General features: G+C 46.4%; 15 protein-coding genes. 10 read left to right on the forward strand and 5 right to left on the reverse strand.

Features of this window, described 5'->3' with window-relative positions:
- The first annotated feature begins 14 nt into the window (after positions 1-14).
- Positions 15-803: a uracil phosphoribosyltransferase gene (locus tag AZI86_RS03130; RefSeq protein WP_061833640.1), complete on the forward strand. Its 789-nt coding sequence runs from the start codon at positions 15-17 to the stop codon at positions 801-803.
- 27 nt (positions 804-830) lie between these two features.
- Entirely contained in the window at positions 831-1,361 is a 531-nt protein-coding gene (gene hpt, locus AZI86_RS03135) for a hypoxanthine phosphoribosyltransferase (protein ID WP_061833641.1), read from the forward strand.
- A 57-nt stretch (positions 1,362-1,418) separates the two neighbouring features.
- On the opposite strand, the gene AZI86_RS03140 is transcribed toward hpt, so the two are convergent.
- The 5 genes from AZI86_RS03140 to AZI86_RS03160 form a co-directional block, all read right to left on the reverse strand.
- Positions 1,419-2,768 (reverse strand): DUF1552 domain-containing protein, encoded by a 1,350-nt coding sequence (locus tag AZI86_RS03140; RefSeq protein ID WP_061833642.1) that lies wholly within the window; start codon positions 2,766-2,768, stop codon positions 1,419-1,421.
- A gap of 1 nt (position 2,769) precedes the next feature.
- Entirely contained in the window at positions 2,770-4,644 is a 1,875-nt protein-coding gene (locus AZI86_RS03145; protein ID WP_061833643.1) for a DUF1592 domain-containing protein, read from the reverse strand.
- Between the two features lie 180 nt (positions 4,645-4,824).
- Positions 4,825-5,379 carry a TMEM165/GDT1 family protein gene (locus tag AZI86_RS03150; RefSeq protein ID WP_061835032.1) on the reverse strand — a complete coding sequence of 185 codons (555 nt, stop codon included), beginning with the start codon at positions 5,377-5,379 and terminating at the stop codon, positions 4,825-4,827.
- A gap of 270 nt (positions 5,380-5,649) precedes the next feature.
- Entirely contained in the window at positions 5,650-6,351 is a 702-nt protein-coding gene (locus tag AZI86_RS03155) for a pirin family protein (protein ID WP_061833644.1), read from the reverse strand.
- A gap of 61 nt (positions 6,352-6,412) precedes the next feature.
- Positions 6,413-6,793 (reverse strand): hypothetical protein, encoded by a 381-nt coding sequence (locus AZI86_RS03160; RefSeq protein ID WP_061833645.1) that lies wholly within the window; start codon positions 6,791-6,793, stop codon positions 6,413-6,415.
- Between the two features lie 120 nt (positions 6,794-6,913).
- On the opposite strand from AZI86_RS03160, the gene AZI86_RS03165 reads away from it, so the two are divergent.
- From AZI86_RS03165 to AZI86_RS03200, 8 genes are all read left to right on the forward strand, one after another.
- Complete coding sequence (locus AZI86_RS03165; protein ID WP_061833646.1) at positions 6,914-7,786, forward strand: LysR family transcriptional regulator; 873 nt, start codon at positions 6,914-6,916, stop codon at positions 7,784-7,786.
- 21 nt (positions 7,787-7,807) lie between these two features.
- Positions 7,808-8,602 carry a thymidylate synthase gene (locus tag AZI86_RS03170; protein WP_061833647.1) on the forward strand — a complete coding sequence of 265 codons (795 nt, stop codon included), beginning with the start codon at positions 7,808-7,810 and terminating at the stop codon, positions 8,600-8,602.
- The gene (locus tag AZI86_RS03175; RefSeq protein ID WP_061833648.1) at positions 8,599-9,114 is read left to right on the forward strand and encodes a dihydrofolate reductase; all 516 of its coding nucleotides are present in this window, start codon (positions 8,599-8,601) and stop codon (positions 9,112-9,114) included. Before AZI86_RS03170 ends, AZI86_RS03175 begins: the two co-directional genes overlap by 4 nt.
- 84 nt (positions 9,115-9,198) lie before the next feature.
- On the forward strand, positions 9,199-9,513 hold the full coding sequence (locus tag AZI86_RS03180) for a PilZ domain-containing protein (protein ID WP_081111764.1): 315 nt from the start codon (positions 9,199-9,201) through the stop codon (positions 9,511-9,513).
- A gap of 14 nt (positions 9,514-9,527) precedes the next feature.
- Positions 9,528-10,538, forward strand: coding sequence for a UDP-N-acetylmuramate dehydrogenase (gene murB, locus AZI86_RS03185; RefSeq protein WP_061833650.1), 1,011 nt, complete (start codon positions 9,528-9,530; stop codon positions 10,536-10,538).
- A 106-nt stretch (positions 10,539-10,644) separates the two neighbouring features.
- Positions 10,645-11,868: a M14 family metallopeptidase gene (locus tag AZI86_RS03190; protein ID WP_061833651.1), complete on the forward strand. Its 1,224-nt coding sequence runs from the start codon at positions 10,645-10,647 to the stop codon at positions 11,866-11,868.
- 89 nt (positions 11,869-11,957) lie between these two features.
- Positions 11,958-12,713, forward strand: a complete 756-nt coding sequence (locus AZI86_RS03195) for a hypothetical protein (RefSeq protein WP_061833652.1) — start codon at positions 11,958-11,960, stop codon at positions 12,711-12,713.
- Positions 12,714-12,715: 2 nt separating this feature from the next.
- Positions 12,716-14,743, forward strand: a complete 2,028-nt coding sequence (locus AZI86_RS03200) for a S8 family serine peptidase (protein ID WP_061833653.1) — start codon at positions 12,716-12,718, stop codon at positions 14,741-14,743.
- The last annotated feature ends 40 nt before the right edge of the window (positions 14,744-14,783 follow it).

Here is a 14,783-nt window from a genome sequence, read left to right on the forward strand (position 1 = left end):
AGGATTCTAAAGCCATGATCACCCATCAGGAGCTTAAGCACCAATACGGGGCTCAAGTGCATATCATTGACAGCCCTTTTTTGAACGGTCTTTTAGCACAGCTGTGTTCTCCACAATGTTTTCAACCGGAAATCAACCGCATCGTGGAAGTGCTTTACACGCATTTGATTTCAATCACCGTCAACAATCAATTTGCGATTGAAAATTTCGAACAAGACACCCGCATGACAAGCATGCATCCGGGAAAAACTTTGAAATCCACCCGCATTGATTCCAATCAAAAAGCCGTGACCGTCAATCTGGCTCGCGCCGGCACTTACCCAAGTCATATCTGTTACAGCTTTTTACATTATGCTTTACCCGCGGCCAATATTCGTCAGGACCATATTTTCGCGGCTCGCGTGACAAACAGCAAAGAGACCGTCACCGGAGCTGAGTTCGGTGGCATGAAAATCGGGGGCGATGTCGACGGGGCTCACGTGATCTTCCCCGACCCTATGGGGGCCACAGGCACCACGATGGTGAACGCCATTGAGCATTACAAGCAACATATTGCAGGAAATGCGACCAAATATATCGCTTTAAACCTGATCGTGACGCCCGAGTATTTGAAGAATCTTCTGAAGGCGCACCCGGACGTTGTGATCTACACCTTAAGACTTGACCGAGGACTATCTCCTCAGGCAGTTTTAGATGCAATTCCGGGCCAATTTTGGGATCAGGAACGCGGCTTGAACGATAAGCAATATATCGTCCCCGGCGGCGGTGGTTTCGGCGAAATCATGAACAACTCATTTGTATAAGAGCTTTGCAAAAACGGAGATAGAAACATGACAAATCTAACCCTTAAACCTTATATCACTGAAGACCAAATCCAAAATAAGGTGCGTGAGTTGGGCGAAACCCTTACAAAAAAATTCAAAGGCGAAAAAGTCGTCGCCGTTTGCGTTCTTAAAGGTTCTTTCATGTTCTATTCTGATTTGATCCGCAACATGGGCGGCGATGTGACTTGCGAATTTTTCGGCGTTTCTTCCTACCACGGTGGAACATCTTCATCGGGCGAAGTCAAAGTGACTTTGGATCTTGCAAGCCCGGTCGAAGGCTGCCACGTTGTTTTAGTGGAAGACATCATCGACACCGGTCTTACGATGAACTATCTAAAAAATGCAATGACTTCACGTAAACCAAAATCTTTGACCACAGTTTCATTGCTTGAAAAACCAGATGCATTAAAAGTGAAATGCGAAATCGACTATGTTGGTTTCAAAATTCCCAATGACTTCGTCGTTGGTTACGGCTTGGATTATCAGGGTTACTACCGTAATCTTCCCTACATCGCGCAAGTTCAGAACTTCCAATAGTTTTATCATTAAACTTAAAACGAAAATCCCCAAGGCCTTAAACCTTGGGGATTTTTTTTAGCCAATATTGATCGTGCTGCTAGTGCCAGAATAACTTGTTACAGCCGCTCCGAATTTTTTCGCCACCGACAGATGGAAATGCGACATATTCGTGCGTGTCGGAAAAGTACGTAAAGCCCCTTGCTGAAGATTCCCGCCAGCACGCCCCGCCAAGATCAGAGGAAGGTTCGTGACATCGTGATTATGCGAATCCATCATTGAACTTCCGTACATGATGATACTGTTATCAAGAACAGTTCCTCCGGACTCACTCATTGATTTCAGACGCCCTAAAAGACGCGCGAACTTACTGGCATAGAACTTATTAATTTTCTGCACCATTGGACCCAGCTTCGCAGGATCGTTTCTCCAGTGAGAGATCTCATGGGCTAAGCCCTGAACGCCAGAGATAAAACTCATATTGCGATACCCGGGTTCTGGGTCAAACATATGAGTCATGACACGTGTGCGATCCGCCTGGAATGCGAGCGCAATCATGTCCATCTTAATATCCATATCCAAGGAGTAATCAGCACAACTTCCTTTACTTGCCAGACTTGAACACGTCGCCATCGCTGGATTCAAAGTCAGATTTCCAGGGGGTGTTACTGGTGGTTCTGTGGCTTGAATCTTTTGCTCTACCTCGCGAAGATTTGTGAGGTATTGATCAAAAGTCTTTTTATCTTGAGATCCCAGTTTACCGTTAAGGCGTGTGATACTGTCTTTTGCAAAATCAATGACGGACTGACGTGATTTTGTTTTCGAAGAGGTCGTCGTCGTTGTTGTTGTCGTGGATGAACCGCCAGGAACAATCAAATCAAAGATTTGCGAATTCCGAATCAGGCGCGTGTTCGGCGTTTCTTTACCAATCCAAGAAATATTAGTTCCATAAATCCCGCTGATACTGGCCTCTCCGCCACTCAGCTCGTCCGACCCCATTGCGATACTGTGAATCAAACCCGTGGCTTGAAGTTTGTCAGCAATAAGCTGATCCGTTGTGCGGCATGTGTTTACTACATTTTGTTGAGGAGTAAACCCTGCCGTCATAAACGTCGTTACACCACCGGGATGCAAAGACCAGTTATCGGCCATTAGATTTTTATAGAACGAGATATCAGCAACATAAGGATCCAGTGGCGACAGCATGCCTGATGCATTCATGATCAGCTGGTTATTAACAAATGTTGGAAACCAGTCCGAATCCTGCGTCGTTCCGTGAGGGTAAAAAAGACAAGCAAACCGCAACGGCGCTTGGCCAGCGGCCCAGGCAGTTTTTCCAAAAGGAAGCATGATCTCTAAAAACGGAAGCGCAATCGCTGCACCTCCGGCATGAAGAAAGGTTCTGCGCGAAATCTTGGGTGTCGACATATTATTTTCCCTTCACTTTTGTAAATAGATCGCTGCGAACAATGGCTTCAATCGTGTCCGCGACGCCCTTATCTTCGCTGACACTACTTTTTGCGATGTCTTTCACATTGCAATCGTCGTCGTCATCAAGTTTGCGGGCCATCGCATAAGTCATTAGATACTTAGAAATACACTGATCAAAGGCCTTCGTTGACTGCAAGTAAGCTACGAGCATTTCCGGATTATTAAACGGAGATCCATCAGGCAGAGCCCCGGCATTATCCACCGGCTTACCGTTGAAACTTGTGCGCCAAGCCCCGATCGCATCAAAGTTTTCTAAGCCAAATCCCAGCGGTTCCATACGCGCATGGCAACTAAAGCAGCTCGCATTATTGCGATGAACCTCTAGCTGTTGGCGTTTCGTCAAAGTCATGTCGTGAAGACTTGAACTGTCCCCCACATTGGGAGGTGGGGGTGGAGGTGGGTCGCACATCAAGTTTTGCATAATCCATTTTCCACGTTGAATAACGGAAGAATCATCTGTATGGGATGTCATCATCAAGACACTGCCGTGAGAAGCCAGCCCGCGACGAGGAGTATTTGCGATACTCACTTTTTGGAACTGAGTCCCCACAACGCCACCAATACCGTAGTGTTTTGACAATTCTTCATTCACGTATGTGTAATCGGCACTAATAATTTCGGTAAGACTTCTGTTTTGCGAAAACATATTTTCAAAGAAGGTGCGCGTTTCGGCTTCAAAGGCCGTTCTTAAGCTCGGCTTATAATTTGGATATACCGTCGCATCCGGAACTCTTTGCGAAATACGGCTTAAACCAATCCAACGAGAAGCAAAGTTCTGCGTCAGACGTTTTGCTTTTGGGCTTGCCAGCATTCGCGCAATTTGCGTTTTGAGCTGGGCTTGCTGCTTGATAGTTCCATTTTTTGCTAGATTTAAAAGCTCCGCATCCGGAGTACTGCTCCATAAAAAATAAGACAAGCGCGTTGCAAATTCATAGTTGTTCAATTCAGAAATAGCCCCAGAGCTTGATTCCACCGTGCGATACAAAAAGTGAGGTGAAAAAAGAGCCGCGACCAATGCCGTTTGAATCCCGGCCTCAAAATCCGTTGCACTCACGCCTGAAGTCGTAGGCACCATGGCCAAAAGCTTCGCGCGCTCCGCCGAATCTAAGGGGCGGCGCAAAATCTTCGGAGTCCAGGCATCGATAATATTGGCAGCACATGTTGCCGGTGCTGTTGAAGTCGCGTTGCACGTCATTATAAGAGCTTTGTTTGTCGAAAAAACAGTCTCCACAATTTTCTCTGCAGCATAGAGGTACTGTTCGATCTGGGCGCTCGAAGCATATGCCAGTTGCGCGGCGCTATTGGCGAACATTTCGCCGTCATTGTCTGGTGGGAAGTTATCAGCGACTGATTCTGGAACACCAAAAAGATCTGCGACCGTATTTGTGTACTCTCCTTTATTCATGCGAAAGATGGCCGTGATATCAGCAGCACGAGTTCCTTTGCAGGAATTTGCGGAAGCATTTGGATTATAACCCAACGCATAGGAAATCTTATTGATCTGATCGGCAGAAAGAGTTCTTAAGGCAGACATCTGTGACAACGTCGAAATCGCGGTGCTGATCTGAAACGGCGTTCTTTCTTTTTTGTTAGAGCTATCAATAGCACCATGGCAGGCCGCACAATTTTGTGAATAAAGAATTTTTCCGTCGGCGATTTGTTCGGGTGGAATATTAACTCCGCCTGAATCATTGTTATCGATGATTTCAGACGGCATCGATAGTGGCTTGAAACCTTCCGTACAATTTTGAAACGCGGTTACAACAAGAGTACTTACCAGAATAACGCCGGCCGCCTGTATTGTGCGATTCATGGATTGGTTCCTTATCCGTTATTGATACCTAACTAAAGAATAATATGAATACTCCTTTTTATTCGGATAATATTCTCAGGTTCTCAACAAAGGACGCGGATATATAAAGAAGTTCGACGGTTTATGTTCGGTAGCTCTCTGTGCACCCCCTTTTCCCAGGAAAACGGGGTGCTTTTTGCCTCACCCTGAGACAAGAATTCCCACTCCGAATAAGACATATATCAGTGAGGTGACATAGTGAATCCATTTCATTGGAATACGCGACGTCAGTTTTTCGCCAAAAACCACTGCCAAACCATTAGAGAAAAGCATCCCCAAAGTTGTTCCCATCGTCACCAGCAAAAGGTTGTTGTATTGAGCCGCCAAAGCCACGGTCGCAAGCTGAGTCTTATCACCAATTTCGGCAAAGAAGAAAAGAACGGTCGTTGTCCAGAAGGCCCCCCAGCGCATACTGCCTTCGTTTGATTCATCCTTATCTGGGATTAAAATCCATATGGCAAAAGCAAAGAATGTGAAGGCCAATAACCAAGTCAGGTACTGCATCGGCACAAGCTTAGAAATCCACTCACCCGCCCATGCGGCAAGACCGTGATTTAATAGTGTCGCCACGAAAATACCTGCAATAATGTGCCAAGGTTTTTTGTATTTGGCCGCCAAGACAAGGGCGAGAAGTTGGGTTTTGTCGCCCATTTCAGCGATAGCGACAAGAACAAATGAATTAAGGAGAATCTCCACAAAGGGACCCTTTCGTTTTTTGCCGCGAACTCGAATTTTATTTTTGGAAATAAAAAAACGAGACAACACGGCGTTTGGTTAAACACTCGTGTTAGTCTCGTCAACAGTGGATTCTAAAAAGGCATTTTAGAATCTTGCACTTAAACCGGAGCCTCGTAAGAAACTCAGTATGTCGGCTTAAGCCCATCTATTTTTCTGGGAAGATGGCGACTACTCCCTAACTTGTGCCCTGAAACTAAGGCATCATCGCCACTCCCGTCAATTTTTATTTTATTTTAAATCAAACAAGAGGAACTCGGTCTCCCGGATCCCTTTTATTTTGATTCTAGACTCGTCTTCAATCACCAGACCATCCCCGGAGGATACACGGCGCCCATTCACTTCGATTTCTCCATCCGCTAGCTGCAGCCAAATACCGCGCCCTTCGCGTAAAGTGAATTCCAGTTCGCTTCCTTGTTCCAGAACGGAAGCATAAAGATCCACATCCTGGTTGATCTTTTGACTGCCTTCGCGCCCCGTCTTTGAAGCTAGTAAGCGCAAGCCATTAAGCTTCTCTGCGCGCGTGAAAGACTGTTGCGTGTATCCCGGTTCCGCACCAACGACATCCGGCAAAAGCCAGATTTGGAAAAGCCGCAAATCTTCTTTCGAAGACGGATTGAATTCACTATGACGAATACCCGTTCCGGCATGCATCACTTGAATTTCGCCGGCTTTGATTTGGCCGACATTTCCCAAGCTGTCTTTATGGGCCACTTCACCTTGCAAAACGTAAGTGATGATTTCCATATCGCGATGAGGATGAAGAGGAAAGCCCGAGCTTCTGGCAATCCAATCTTGGTTGATGACTCGCAAATCCCGATAGCCCATAAATTGGGGATCATAGTAATCACTGAATGAAAACGTATGATAGGATTTCAACCATCCGCCAAATTCTGCATAACCTCGTTCATCGGATTTTCGTAAATACATCATAGCTCCCTCCTTTGCCTGGGGGCTTCGGCGGGCAGGCCCTCGCCGTTGCATCTAACTTCTATTAAACCTTTTTAAATAAAGGCTTATAGCTATTAAAGTACGCGACTCCTAAAAAGACATTCAGGATCACCATCAAAAGTGTCACGCCCATTCCTGCTGGCGCTAAAATCGCATGGAATAAAAGAATGTTCACCGTGATCGGTGCGATCAATACTAAAGCCAAAGGTACGGCGATATTGGCCACCAACATCAAGCCCACAATAATTTCCAGCGACTTAATTGTCGGGAACATATAAGGATTCGCCATCAATCCGCCTAAAAACTTCATCGCCTCCTCTGGCACCGGCGGCTGAGGTGGTAAGAAGTTAAAAAAGAAATTCAGACCGAAGATCAACCACAAAAGACCGAATACGATACGCGCTGCTGTTTTTGCTTTATTCATAGAACTACTCCTTCAATTATTTTTAGCGTTCTTTGATGCCCTTATCATACAAAACTAGACGATCTAAAAAAATTATAATTATTTGATTAACATGATCTATTTTTCTGATATAGTTTCCTTATGACGTTGGATCAGATTCAAGTTTTGCAAACCATCATCAAGACCGGCAGTTTCCGTGCGGCCTCTCAAGATCTGCATCGCGCCCAAAGCGCGGTCAGTTACGCCATTCGTTCTTTAGAGGATGAATTGGGTTTTAAACTTTTCAGTCGTGATCAATACCGTCCGCAGCTCACACCACAAGGAAGAGCCTTTATCAAAAAAGCGGATGATCTTATTTGTCAGTACACGGAATTAGAAGAAACGGCCGAGTTTTTAAAACTGGGCCATGAACCCGTTATTAGAATCGCCGTCAGTTCGCTCTGGCCCCTCCCGTTATTGGTAAGAGCGCTGAAGGATTTCAAAAAACTCTATGCTCAAACAGAGATCAAAATCATTCACGATGTGTTGAGCAACGACGAGCAGCTTCTGGAGGATCGCGCGGATATTGCCTTTGGAACGATCTTTAACGACCAGGCGCTGCTCGTCGTTAAAGACCTCTTTGAGGTCAAAATGGTTGCGGTGTGCGCCGCTGGCCATCCACTAACTAAATTTAAAAACAAAGCCCCCGATTCCGAACTAGCGCGCCACCCTCAAGTGATTATGTCTAGCACCGGGGGGTCTAATCGATCTGGGGGAATTATCAACCCCGCCAATGTGATCAGTGTGCAAGAATACCTCACAAAAAAGACGTTTTTGATAGAGGGCTTAGGCTGGGGGCTGATGCCCGAACATTTGGTGGCGGAAGAAATCAAGAAGAAAAGCCTTGTGACACTGACGCAAAAACCCTACTTAGCGATGACGCGCATTGCTCGGCACTCGCAAAGGGAGTTGGGTCCCTGCGGTAAATTCCTTTGGAACTATTTTTCAAATGGACAAAAAGGTAAGCTGAAATAAGATAATTTTAAGAGGTCTCCCGTGAAGCAATACCACGACTTAATCCAGACAGTTTTAGATAACGGCGTAAAAAAAGAAGATCGTACCGGCACCGGCACACTTTCCGTATTCGGTTATCAAATGCGATACAACCTGCAAGAAGGTTTTCCTCTTTTAACAACGAAGAAGCTTCACACTAGATCTATCTTTCATGAGCTTTTGTGGTTCCTTAAAGGCGAAACCAACATCAAATATCTTCACGATAACAAAGTGACGATTTGGGATGAATGGGCGGATGAAAATGGCAATCTCGGCCCCGTTTACGGTAAACAATGGCGTTCGTGGGAAACCGCGGACGGTCGCACGATTGATCAAATCAGCAACGTCGTCGCGCAAATTAAAAAAAATCCTGATTCTCGACGCCTTTTGGTGGTGGCATTTAATCCTGGCGATGTTGATAAAATGGCTCTGCCTCCTTGCCACGCGTTTTTCCAATTCTATGTGGCGCAAGGAAAACTTTCTTGCCAGCTTTATCAACGAAGTGCGGATATCTTTTTAGGCGTTCCGTTTAATATCGCAAGTTACGCTTTACTGACCCACATGATCGCGCAAGTTTGCAATCTTGAGGTCGGTGATTTTGTTCATACCTTGGGTGATGCGCACTTATATTTAAATCATTTAGAACAAGCGCAGCTGCAAATGTCGCGCGAGTTCCGCCCATTGCCACAATTGAAGTTAAACCCGAACGTTAAAGATCTTTTTGCCTTCACTTACGAAGACATTGAAATTTTAAACTATGATCCGCACCCTGCGATCAAGGCTCCGGTGGCCGTATGATTTTAACCCATGTGGTGGCTTGTTCCGAAAATCACGTGATTGGAACTCAAGGCGGGCTGCCTTGGGACTTACCGGAAGATATGAAATTCTTCCGCGATACCACCAAGGGTCATATCATGATTATGGGGCGTAAAACTTTTGATTCTTTCAACGGCCGCGCCCTGCCCCACCGTTATCACATCGTGATCACTCGCGATCCAAGTAAGCACAGCTTCCCATCGAAAGAATCTTCACCCGTGGTCTTCGTAGCGTCCATTGAAGAAGCTGTAGAACATGCTAAGCCCCTGACCGCCAAATGGGGCGATGAGGTTTTTATCATTGGCGGTGGTGAAATCTATAAACAAGCGATGCCCATCACGGATAAGATCTATCTGACGTTGATCCACCGCGAATTTCCTGGTGATACTTATTACCCGCAAATTGATCAAAAGATTTTCACCCAGACAGCTCGACGTGACGTCCAGGAACCGATTCCTTTTTCCTTTTTAACATTCGAAAAAAAGCGTCAATAAAGCAGCCGTCTTATTTTGAGACGAATGAAGTTTGGACTCTACGAACGCGACTTTTCTTCCGAGAATATATTTAGGAGCCGCGGGATGAACACTACCACAGCAAAACGATATCCAACTAAAGAAGTCGCTCACCTAGAAGTTTATGGCCACATTGGCACCTTGGTCGCCAATGTTCGTAACCTATCTACCAGCGGTGCTTTCCTTGAAGTCGTTTCCCAAGGCGACTATGTCCCACAAAAAGGGGATCTTTTAAGCATGACCATCAAACTTTCAACCTTGCAACGCGAACACAATGTTTCGGCCGAGGTTGTTTGGAGCAAAGATCTTGGCCTGGGTATTTGTTTTATCAATAAAGGCGAAGTTCTTGAAAGAATGATGGCCAAAAGTTCCGGGTTCTAATAAACTCCTGTTCTGTGATTCAAACACAGGTCGATCTTAGTCATTTAAACACTCTGCAATTGCGTTCGATCGCCGAGCACTATGCCGAAGTTCGCTCGGCGGAAGATGTATTATCATTATTGAATGATTCAGAAACCAAAAGCATGAGCTGGCATCTATTGGGTGGCGGTAGCAATCTGGTTTTGCCTTCGGTGGTCTCAGGCCTCACCGTTAAGATCGGCAATCATGGCCGAAGCCTCGTGGATGAAGACAAAGATTTTTGGTTTGTAAAAGCCCAAGCCGGTGAAGTTTGGGATGACTTTGTTCAATTCACTTTGCAACACGGCTATTGGGGATTAGAAAACCTGTCGTTGATTCCCGGAACTGTCGGCGCTGCCCCTATTCAAAATATTGGCGCTTACGGCGTTGAAGTGAAAGATTACTTATGGGAAGTGACGTGCCTTGATTTAAGAACTGGCAAAAGCAAAGTTTTTACCAATGCCGAATGCCGTTTTTCTTACCGCGATAGTTTTTTCAAGCAAGAAGGCGCCGGCAGATACCTAGTTTGGGATGTGACGTTCCGTTTGCCCAAAAAAAATCAGCTGCATCTTGAATATGGCGATATAAAAAAAGAAGTGGAACGTCGTGGTTTAGCGGCAAATCCAAAGACGATTTCTGAAGCCGTCATCGCCATTCGCCAAAGCAAACTGCCCGATCCTAAAGTGATTGGCAATGCGGGTAGCTTTTTTAAAAACCCGATTGTTTCAGCAGAAACTCGCGAAAAACTTTTACAAACACATCCTGATCTTGTCAGTTTTCCCTATGGAAATGGTGAATTTAAACTTGCCGCTGGCTGGTTGATTGATCGTGCCGGCTGGAAAGGCAAAAAGCTAGGCCCCGTGGGCATGTATGAAAAACAAGCGCTGGTTCTAGTAAATCATGGCGGCGCAAATTCAGAGGATGTCTGGAGCTTAGCTGATCAGGTTGTTCGAGATGTGGAAACGAAGTTCGGTGTCACAATAGAACCAGAACCGATTCGATGGTAATCCTCTGCCTAGACTTTAGCCCTAAACTTTTTTCCCCTCGGACTTAAGCCTGTACGCCCTGCTTGAAGTTTGAGCACAATAATTCCACTTCCTTGAGGGGGGAATTATGAATATTCGTTATGCGTTGCCCGCTCTGTGCGTGGCACTTTTGGCGTTCACGCCGGTAGACAAAAAAGATGACACTCAATATTGGATGAAGGTTCGTGCGACAGATAAGTTCACACGCACGCAAATCGCGAACACGGGCGTGGTCATTGACAGTGTCCGTGAAGATTTCGTCGCGGCTGTAGGGAATGCCGAAGAAAAAGCTCAACTTGAAGCAATGGGATTAGTCGAAGTCAGCTTTCCTTTGACCGCTGAAATGGACTTCCCCGCAAAAGATGCGGCTTTCCATAACTATGATGAAATGACGACCAAGCTTCGGGATTTGACCACTCGTCATTCGGGAATTTCGCGTATGCAAAGCATCGGCAAGACCGTTGAAGGTCGCGATATTTGGAATGTTGAAATCAGCGGAAATTTAGCCCAAGCCGAAACCTTGCCAGCGGTCGTTTTCATGGGCGGTCACCACGCACGCGAACATTTGTCCGTAGAACTGCCAATCTATTACATCGAGTATCTTTTAACCGAATACGCGAATGGCAATCCCCGTATTAAGCGCCTTGTAGATTCACGCGATATTCATATCATTCCGTTAGTGAATGCCGATGGTGCCGAATACGATATTTCAAACGGCAGCTATAAAGCGTGGAGAAAAAATCGCGCGAATGTGGGTCGCGGTTCTTACGGCGTGGATCTAAATCGCAACTATGGTTTCGGTTGGGGTGGCGCCGGCGCCAGCACAAGTCCCTCCAGCGACACGTATCGCGGACCGCAAGCTTTCAGTGAGCCAGAATCTATCGCCATTAAAAATTTCATCGAACAGCATGAAAACATCACGATCCTGCTTTCATTCCATACTTTTTCAGAGTTGATCTTGTATCCTTGGGGTCATATCTATGATTCGATCGCTGTGGCTCGCGACAAACAAGTGCATGAGACCATGGCAAAAAAGATGGCCACTTGGAACGGATACACTCCTCAACAGTCTTCAGAGCTTTACATTGCCAGTGGCGACACGACGGATTGGTCTTACGGTGAACACAAGATCATCTCTTTCACTTTCGAATTAGATCCGAAAGATGCCTGGGGAACTTCAGGCTTTTACCCGGGAGCGGACGTGATTCCGCAGGTGCAGCAAAAAAATCTTGAGCCGATTCTTTACTTAATTGAATATTCTGACAACCCTTACCGAGTCATCGACGGCGACGGTCCCATTTTAAAACCCTAAAGTTTTTTTCACCGTCTCAAATTAAGACCAACGTTAGAATTCCACACTTTTTCAACGCCCCTCCTCTAGAATAAGAGGAGGGGGAAAAAATGTTAAGCGCTCGTAGCATCTTGTTCGCAGCAGCGATACTCATCGGGTATTTTTACTTCTTAAGTTCAGAATACAAAGATCGCACCTTGGATTCCATGGCCAAACTTATTCAAACTCAGGATAAGTATCATCCTATTCAACCACCTCCCCAAAAAATAGAAATGGCTTCACAAGCTCCCGCAGAGCCGCCGGCTCCGGCAGGTGCTGTTCAATCTGCTCTTCTGGCAGCGGCGATCGAACAGGACAAAGCCAAAGTCGTTTTACCTCCGCAAGAAGAAGCATTAGAACACTTAAGTCCCTCGACAGAACAACTTCGTCGTTATGCGACCAACGATTTTTTTATTCAAGGACAAGGCAGTTTTCAAGTTTTACGCCTGCGCGCTATTTCAAAATATTCCTACACGGAGGAAATGGGAACAGTGATCGACCAAAAAATGAATTTGGTTTTCTTTGACCCGTCGGAATCGTCAGCGACGGCAAAACCGATGACGTTCCCGGTGGTCATGAAAAGTTCAAATGGGCAGTTAGGAATTTTAAGCGGCACCCTGTTAGTAACGATGAAAGACATTCAACAAGCAGGTCTATTGGCGCAGCGGTTTGGCTTGGCTTTAAAAGCCCAGGATAACAGCCTGGGGCTGGCTTATTTAGGCGCCCCTCGCGCCGATGAGGTGAGCGAACTGATCAACAGTCTTCGTCAAGATCCAGCCGTCAAATCTGTTGAAGCTGAAATCGTGCAGAACTGGAAAAAGAGGTAACAATGAAAAGATCCGCGCTTGTGGGTCTTGCTTTGCTGCTATCCAGTTGCACGCAAAGTTTTGAAGTGGATCCTAAGGCCAATACGCCTATCACTAAAAATCCGACGACGATCAGCGATCCGGAAGAAGAAGACGCGGGCGTTGTCGCCGACTTTACCGCTTATCAAGATGTAACCTTCAATCAAGGTCTAACCACCACCCTGACATCCTCCCCTCAATTCACTGTGACTAACAAGCCTAGTTGGCTGACCCTTGATACTAACACCGGGACGATGTCAGGAACCCCAACCACGACGGGCGTTACTTATGATGTCACCTTCACAGTGACAGACTCTAATAATGCGACGGAAACTTTAGGGCCTTATATCTTTAAGGTCACCGGTGATACATACAAAAAATATCAATGGCATCTGACCAATACTGGCCAATCTGCGTTCGCCGGTCGCTCTGGAACCGCAGGGCAAGATATTCATCTGACGAATACGATTGCCAGTGGCCTTAATGGATCCGGAATTAAAATCGCGATATCTGATACCGGCATTCAAGAGGCTCATCCCGGATTAAAAAACAGTTTGATCGCCGGCGCTTCTAGAAATTATTTATTAGATTATTCTTCTACCAACTGGATCGGGGATTCAACTCCAGACACCTCTGAAGCTGACAACGCCCACGGCACGGGCGTCGCGGGCTTGGCGGCAGAGCGGGGCTGGAAAGGTTTTGGCGGAAGAGGTGTCGCCCCTCGAGCTTCTGTCGCAGGATTCATGTTCTTACCCGCGCAAGAAGATCTTTTTATAAAAGGACGCCTCACCCAAGCCCTCATCAACCAATATCAGGGCGATTTTGATATTTTCAATTTCAGTTGGGGTGACTTGCAGTGCGAACTTACGGAATACGACGCCAGTTACAAATATGCTTCACAATACGGGGTTACCAATGCCCGCGCGGGCAAGGGAGCTCTCTATGTAAAAGCCGCGGGCAATGATTTTACGGGGCCACTTAGGGACTGTGTTTCTTCCGCCAGTTCTTCGGCCTACTTTTTAGGGAATTCTAACTTCAGCGAAGACAGCGGCAGTCCTTATATGATTGTTGTCGGCGCTTTAAACGCGAAGGGCACAAGTTCAAGTTACTCTTCACCGGGCGCAAATCTCTGGGTCTCTGCTCCGGGAGGCGAATTTGGTTACAGCACCTACAGCAATTCCTCCAGTGTGGCCTTAGATCCCGCTTTGCTGACGACCGATTTCGTGGGTTGCAACTTAGGACTTAAAAAGGGTTCGAACAACACTTTCGACCAAGGACAAAGTCCTAATACAAATTGTGAATACACCGCCACGATGAATGGAACCTCCGGAGCCTCCCCCATTGTTTCAGGTGCCATTGCACTAATTCTGCAAGCCAATCCCGCCTTGAGCTGGCGAGATGTAAAACACATTCTGGCTTCAACATCAGATCAAGTCGCACCCACCTCCATAAATATTCCGCACCCTTCCTCTTCCGGCGCATTGGCGGGAGTGACTTATGAACCGGGATGGACCACGAACGATGCTGGTTACCGCTTTCACAACTGGTATGGATTTGGTCGCATCAATGTCGACGCCGCCGTGACCATGGCCAAGACGTACACTTCAAGTTTGGGAATTTTTAAACAGACCAACACTACTGACTCCAGCAGTATTGCTTGGAAATATGACTCAGGATCTATCGCCGCCACGGTGACGGGTGGGACCGCGGCGGGTACGACTCGCACCTTGAATGTGACTGAAAGTTACGTGATTGAAGGCGTGCAAGTAAAACTCAACGCCAGCAGTTGTATTGGCAACTTGGGGGTTGAATTGACCTCGCCCAAGGGCACAAAAAGTGTGATCATGAATATCAATAGCTACCTGCAAGACAGCTCGATGAATCACACCTTCTTAACAAATATGTTCTATGGCGAAGACAGCCAAGGTACCTGGACCCTAAAACTTATTGCGGCGAAATCAGGCTGCAACACCACGTGGAATAGTTGGCAGTTGAATATCCTTGGGCATTAAGCGTCTCGTGTTGAGAAGTTAGACGGTCAAAATCCCCTAA

Origin of the sequence: Bdellovibrio bacteriovorus (assembly GCF_001592735.1) — a bacterium.
Lineage (GTDB): Bacteria > Bdellovibrionota > Bdellovibrionia > Bdellovibrionales > Bdellovibrionaceae > Bdellovibrio > Bdellovibrio bacteriovorus_D.

Excerpts from the sequence above, each read along its gene's own strand:
- AZI86_RS03195 (WP_061833652.1), top strand. The coding sequence starts at position 11,958 with ATGTTAAGCGCTCGTAGCATCTTGTTCGCAGCAGCGATACTCATCGGG.
- AZI86_RS03145 (WP_061833643.1), bottom strand. The coding sequence starts at position 4,644 with ATGAATCGCACAATACAGGCGGCCGGCGTTATTCTGGTAAGTACTCTT.
- AZI86_RS03165 (WP_061833646.1), top strand. The coding sequence starts at position 6,914 with ATGACGTTGGATCAGATTCAAGTTTTGCAAACCATCATCAAGACCGGC.
- AZI86_RS03190 (WP_061833651.1), top strand. The coding sequence starts at position 10,645 with ATGAATATTCGTTATGCGTTGCCCGCTCTGTGCGTGGCACTTTTGGCG.
- AZI86_RS03140 (WP_061833642.1), bottom strand. The coding sequence starts at position 2,768 with ATGTCGACACCCAAGATTTCGCGCAGAACCTTTCTTCATGCCGGAGGT.
- AZI86_RS03175 (WP_061833648.1), top strand. The coding sequence starts at position 8,599 with ATGATTTTAACCCATGTGGTGGCTTGTTCCGAAAATCACGTGATTGGA.
- AZI86_RS03130 (WP_061833640.1), top strand. The coding sequence starts at position 15 with ATGATCACCCATCAGGAGCTTAAGCACCAATACGGGGCTCAAGTGCAT.
- AZI86_RS03180 (WP_081111764.1), top strand. The coding sequence starts at position 9,199 with ATGAACACTACCACAGCAAAACGATATCCAACTAAAGAAGTCGCTCAC.
- AZI86_RS03200 (WP_061833653.1), top strand. The coding sequence starts at position 12,716 with ATGAAAAGATCCGCGCTTGTGGGTCTTGCTTTGCTGCTATCCAGTTGC.
- AZI86_RS03155 (WP_061833644.1), bottom strand. The coding sequence starts at position 6,351 with ATGATGTATTTACGAAAATCCGATGAACGAGGTTATGCAGAATTTGGC.
- hpt (WP_061833641.1), top strand. The coding sequence starts at position 831 with ATGACAAATCTAACCCTTAAACCTTATATCACTGAAGACCAAATCCAA.
- AZI86_RS03160 (WP_061833645.1), bottom strand. The coding sequence starts at position 6,793 with ATGAATAAAGCAAAAACAGCAGCGCGTATCGTATTCGGTCTTTTGTGG.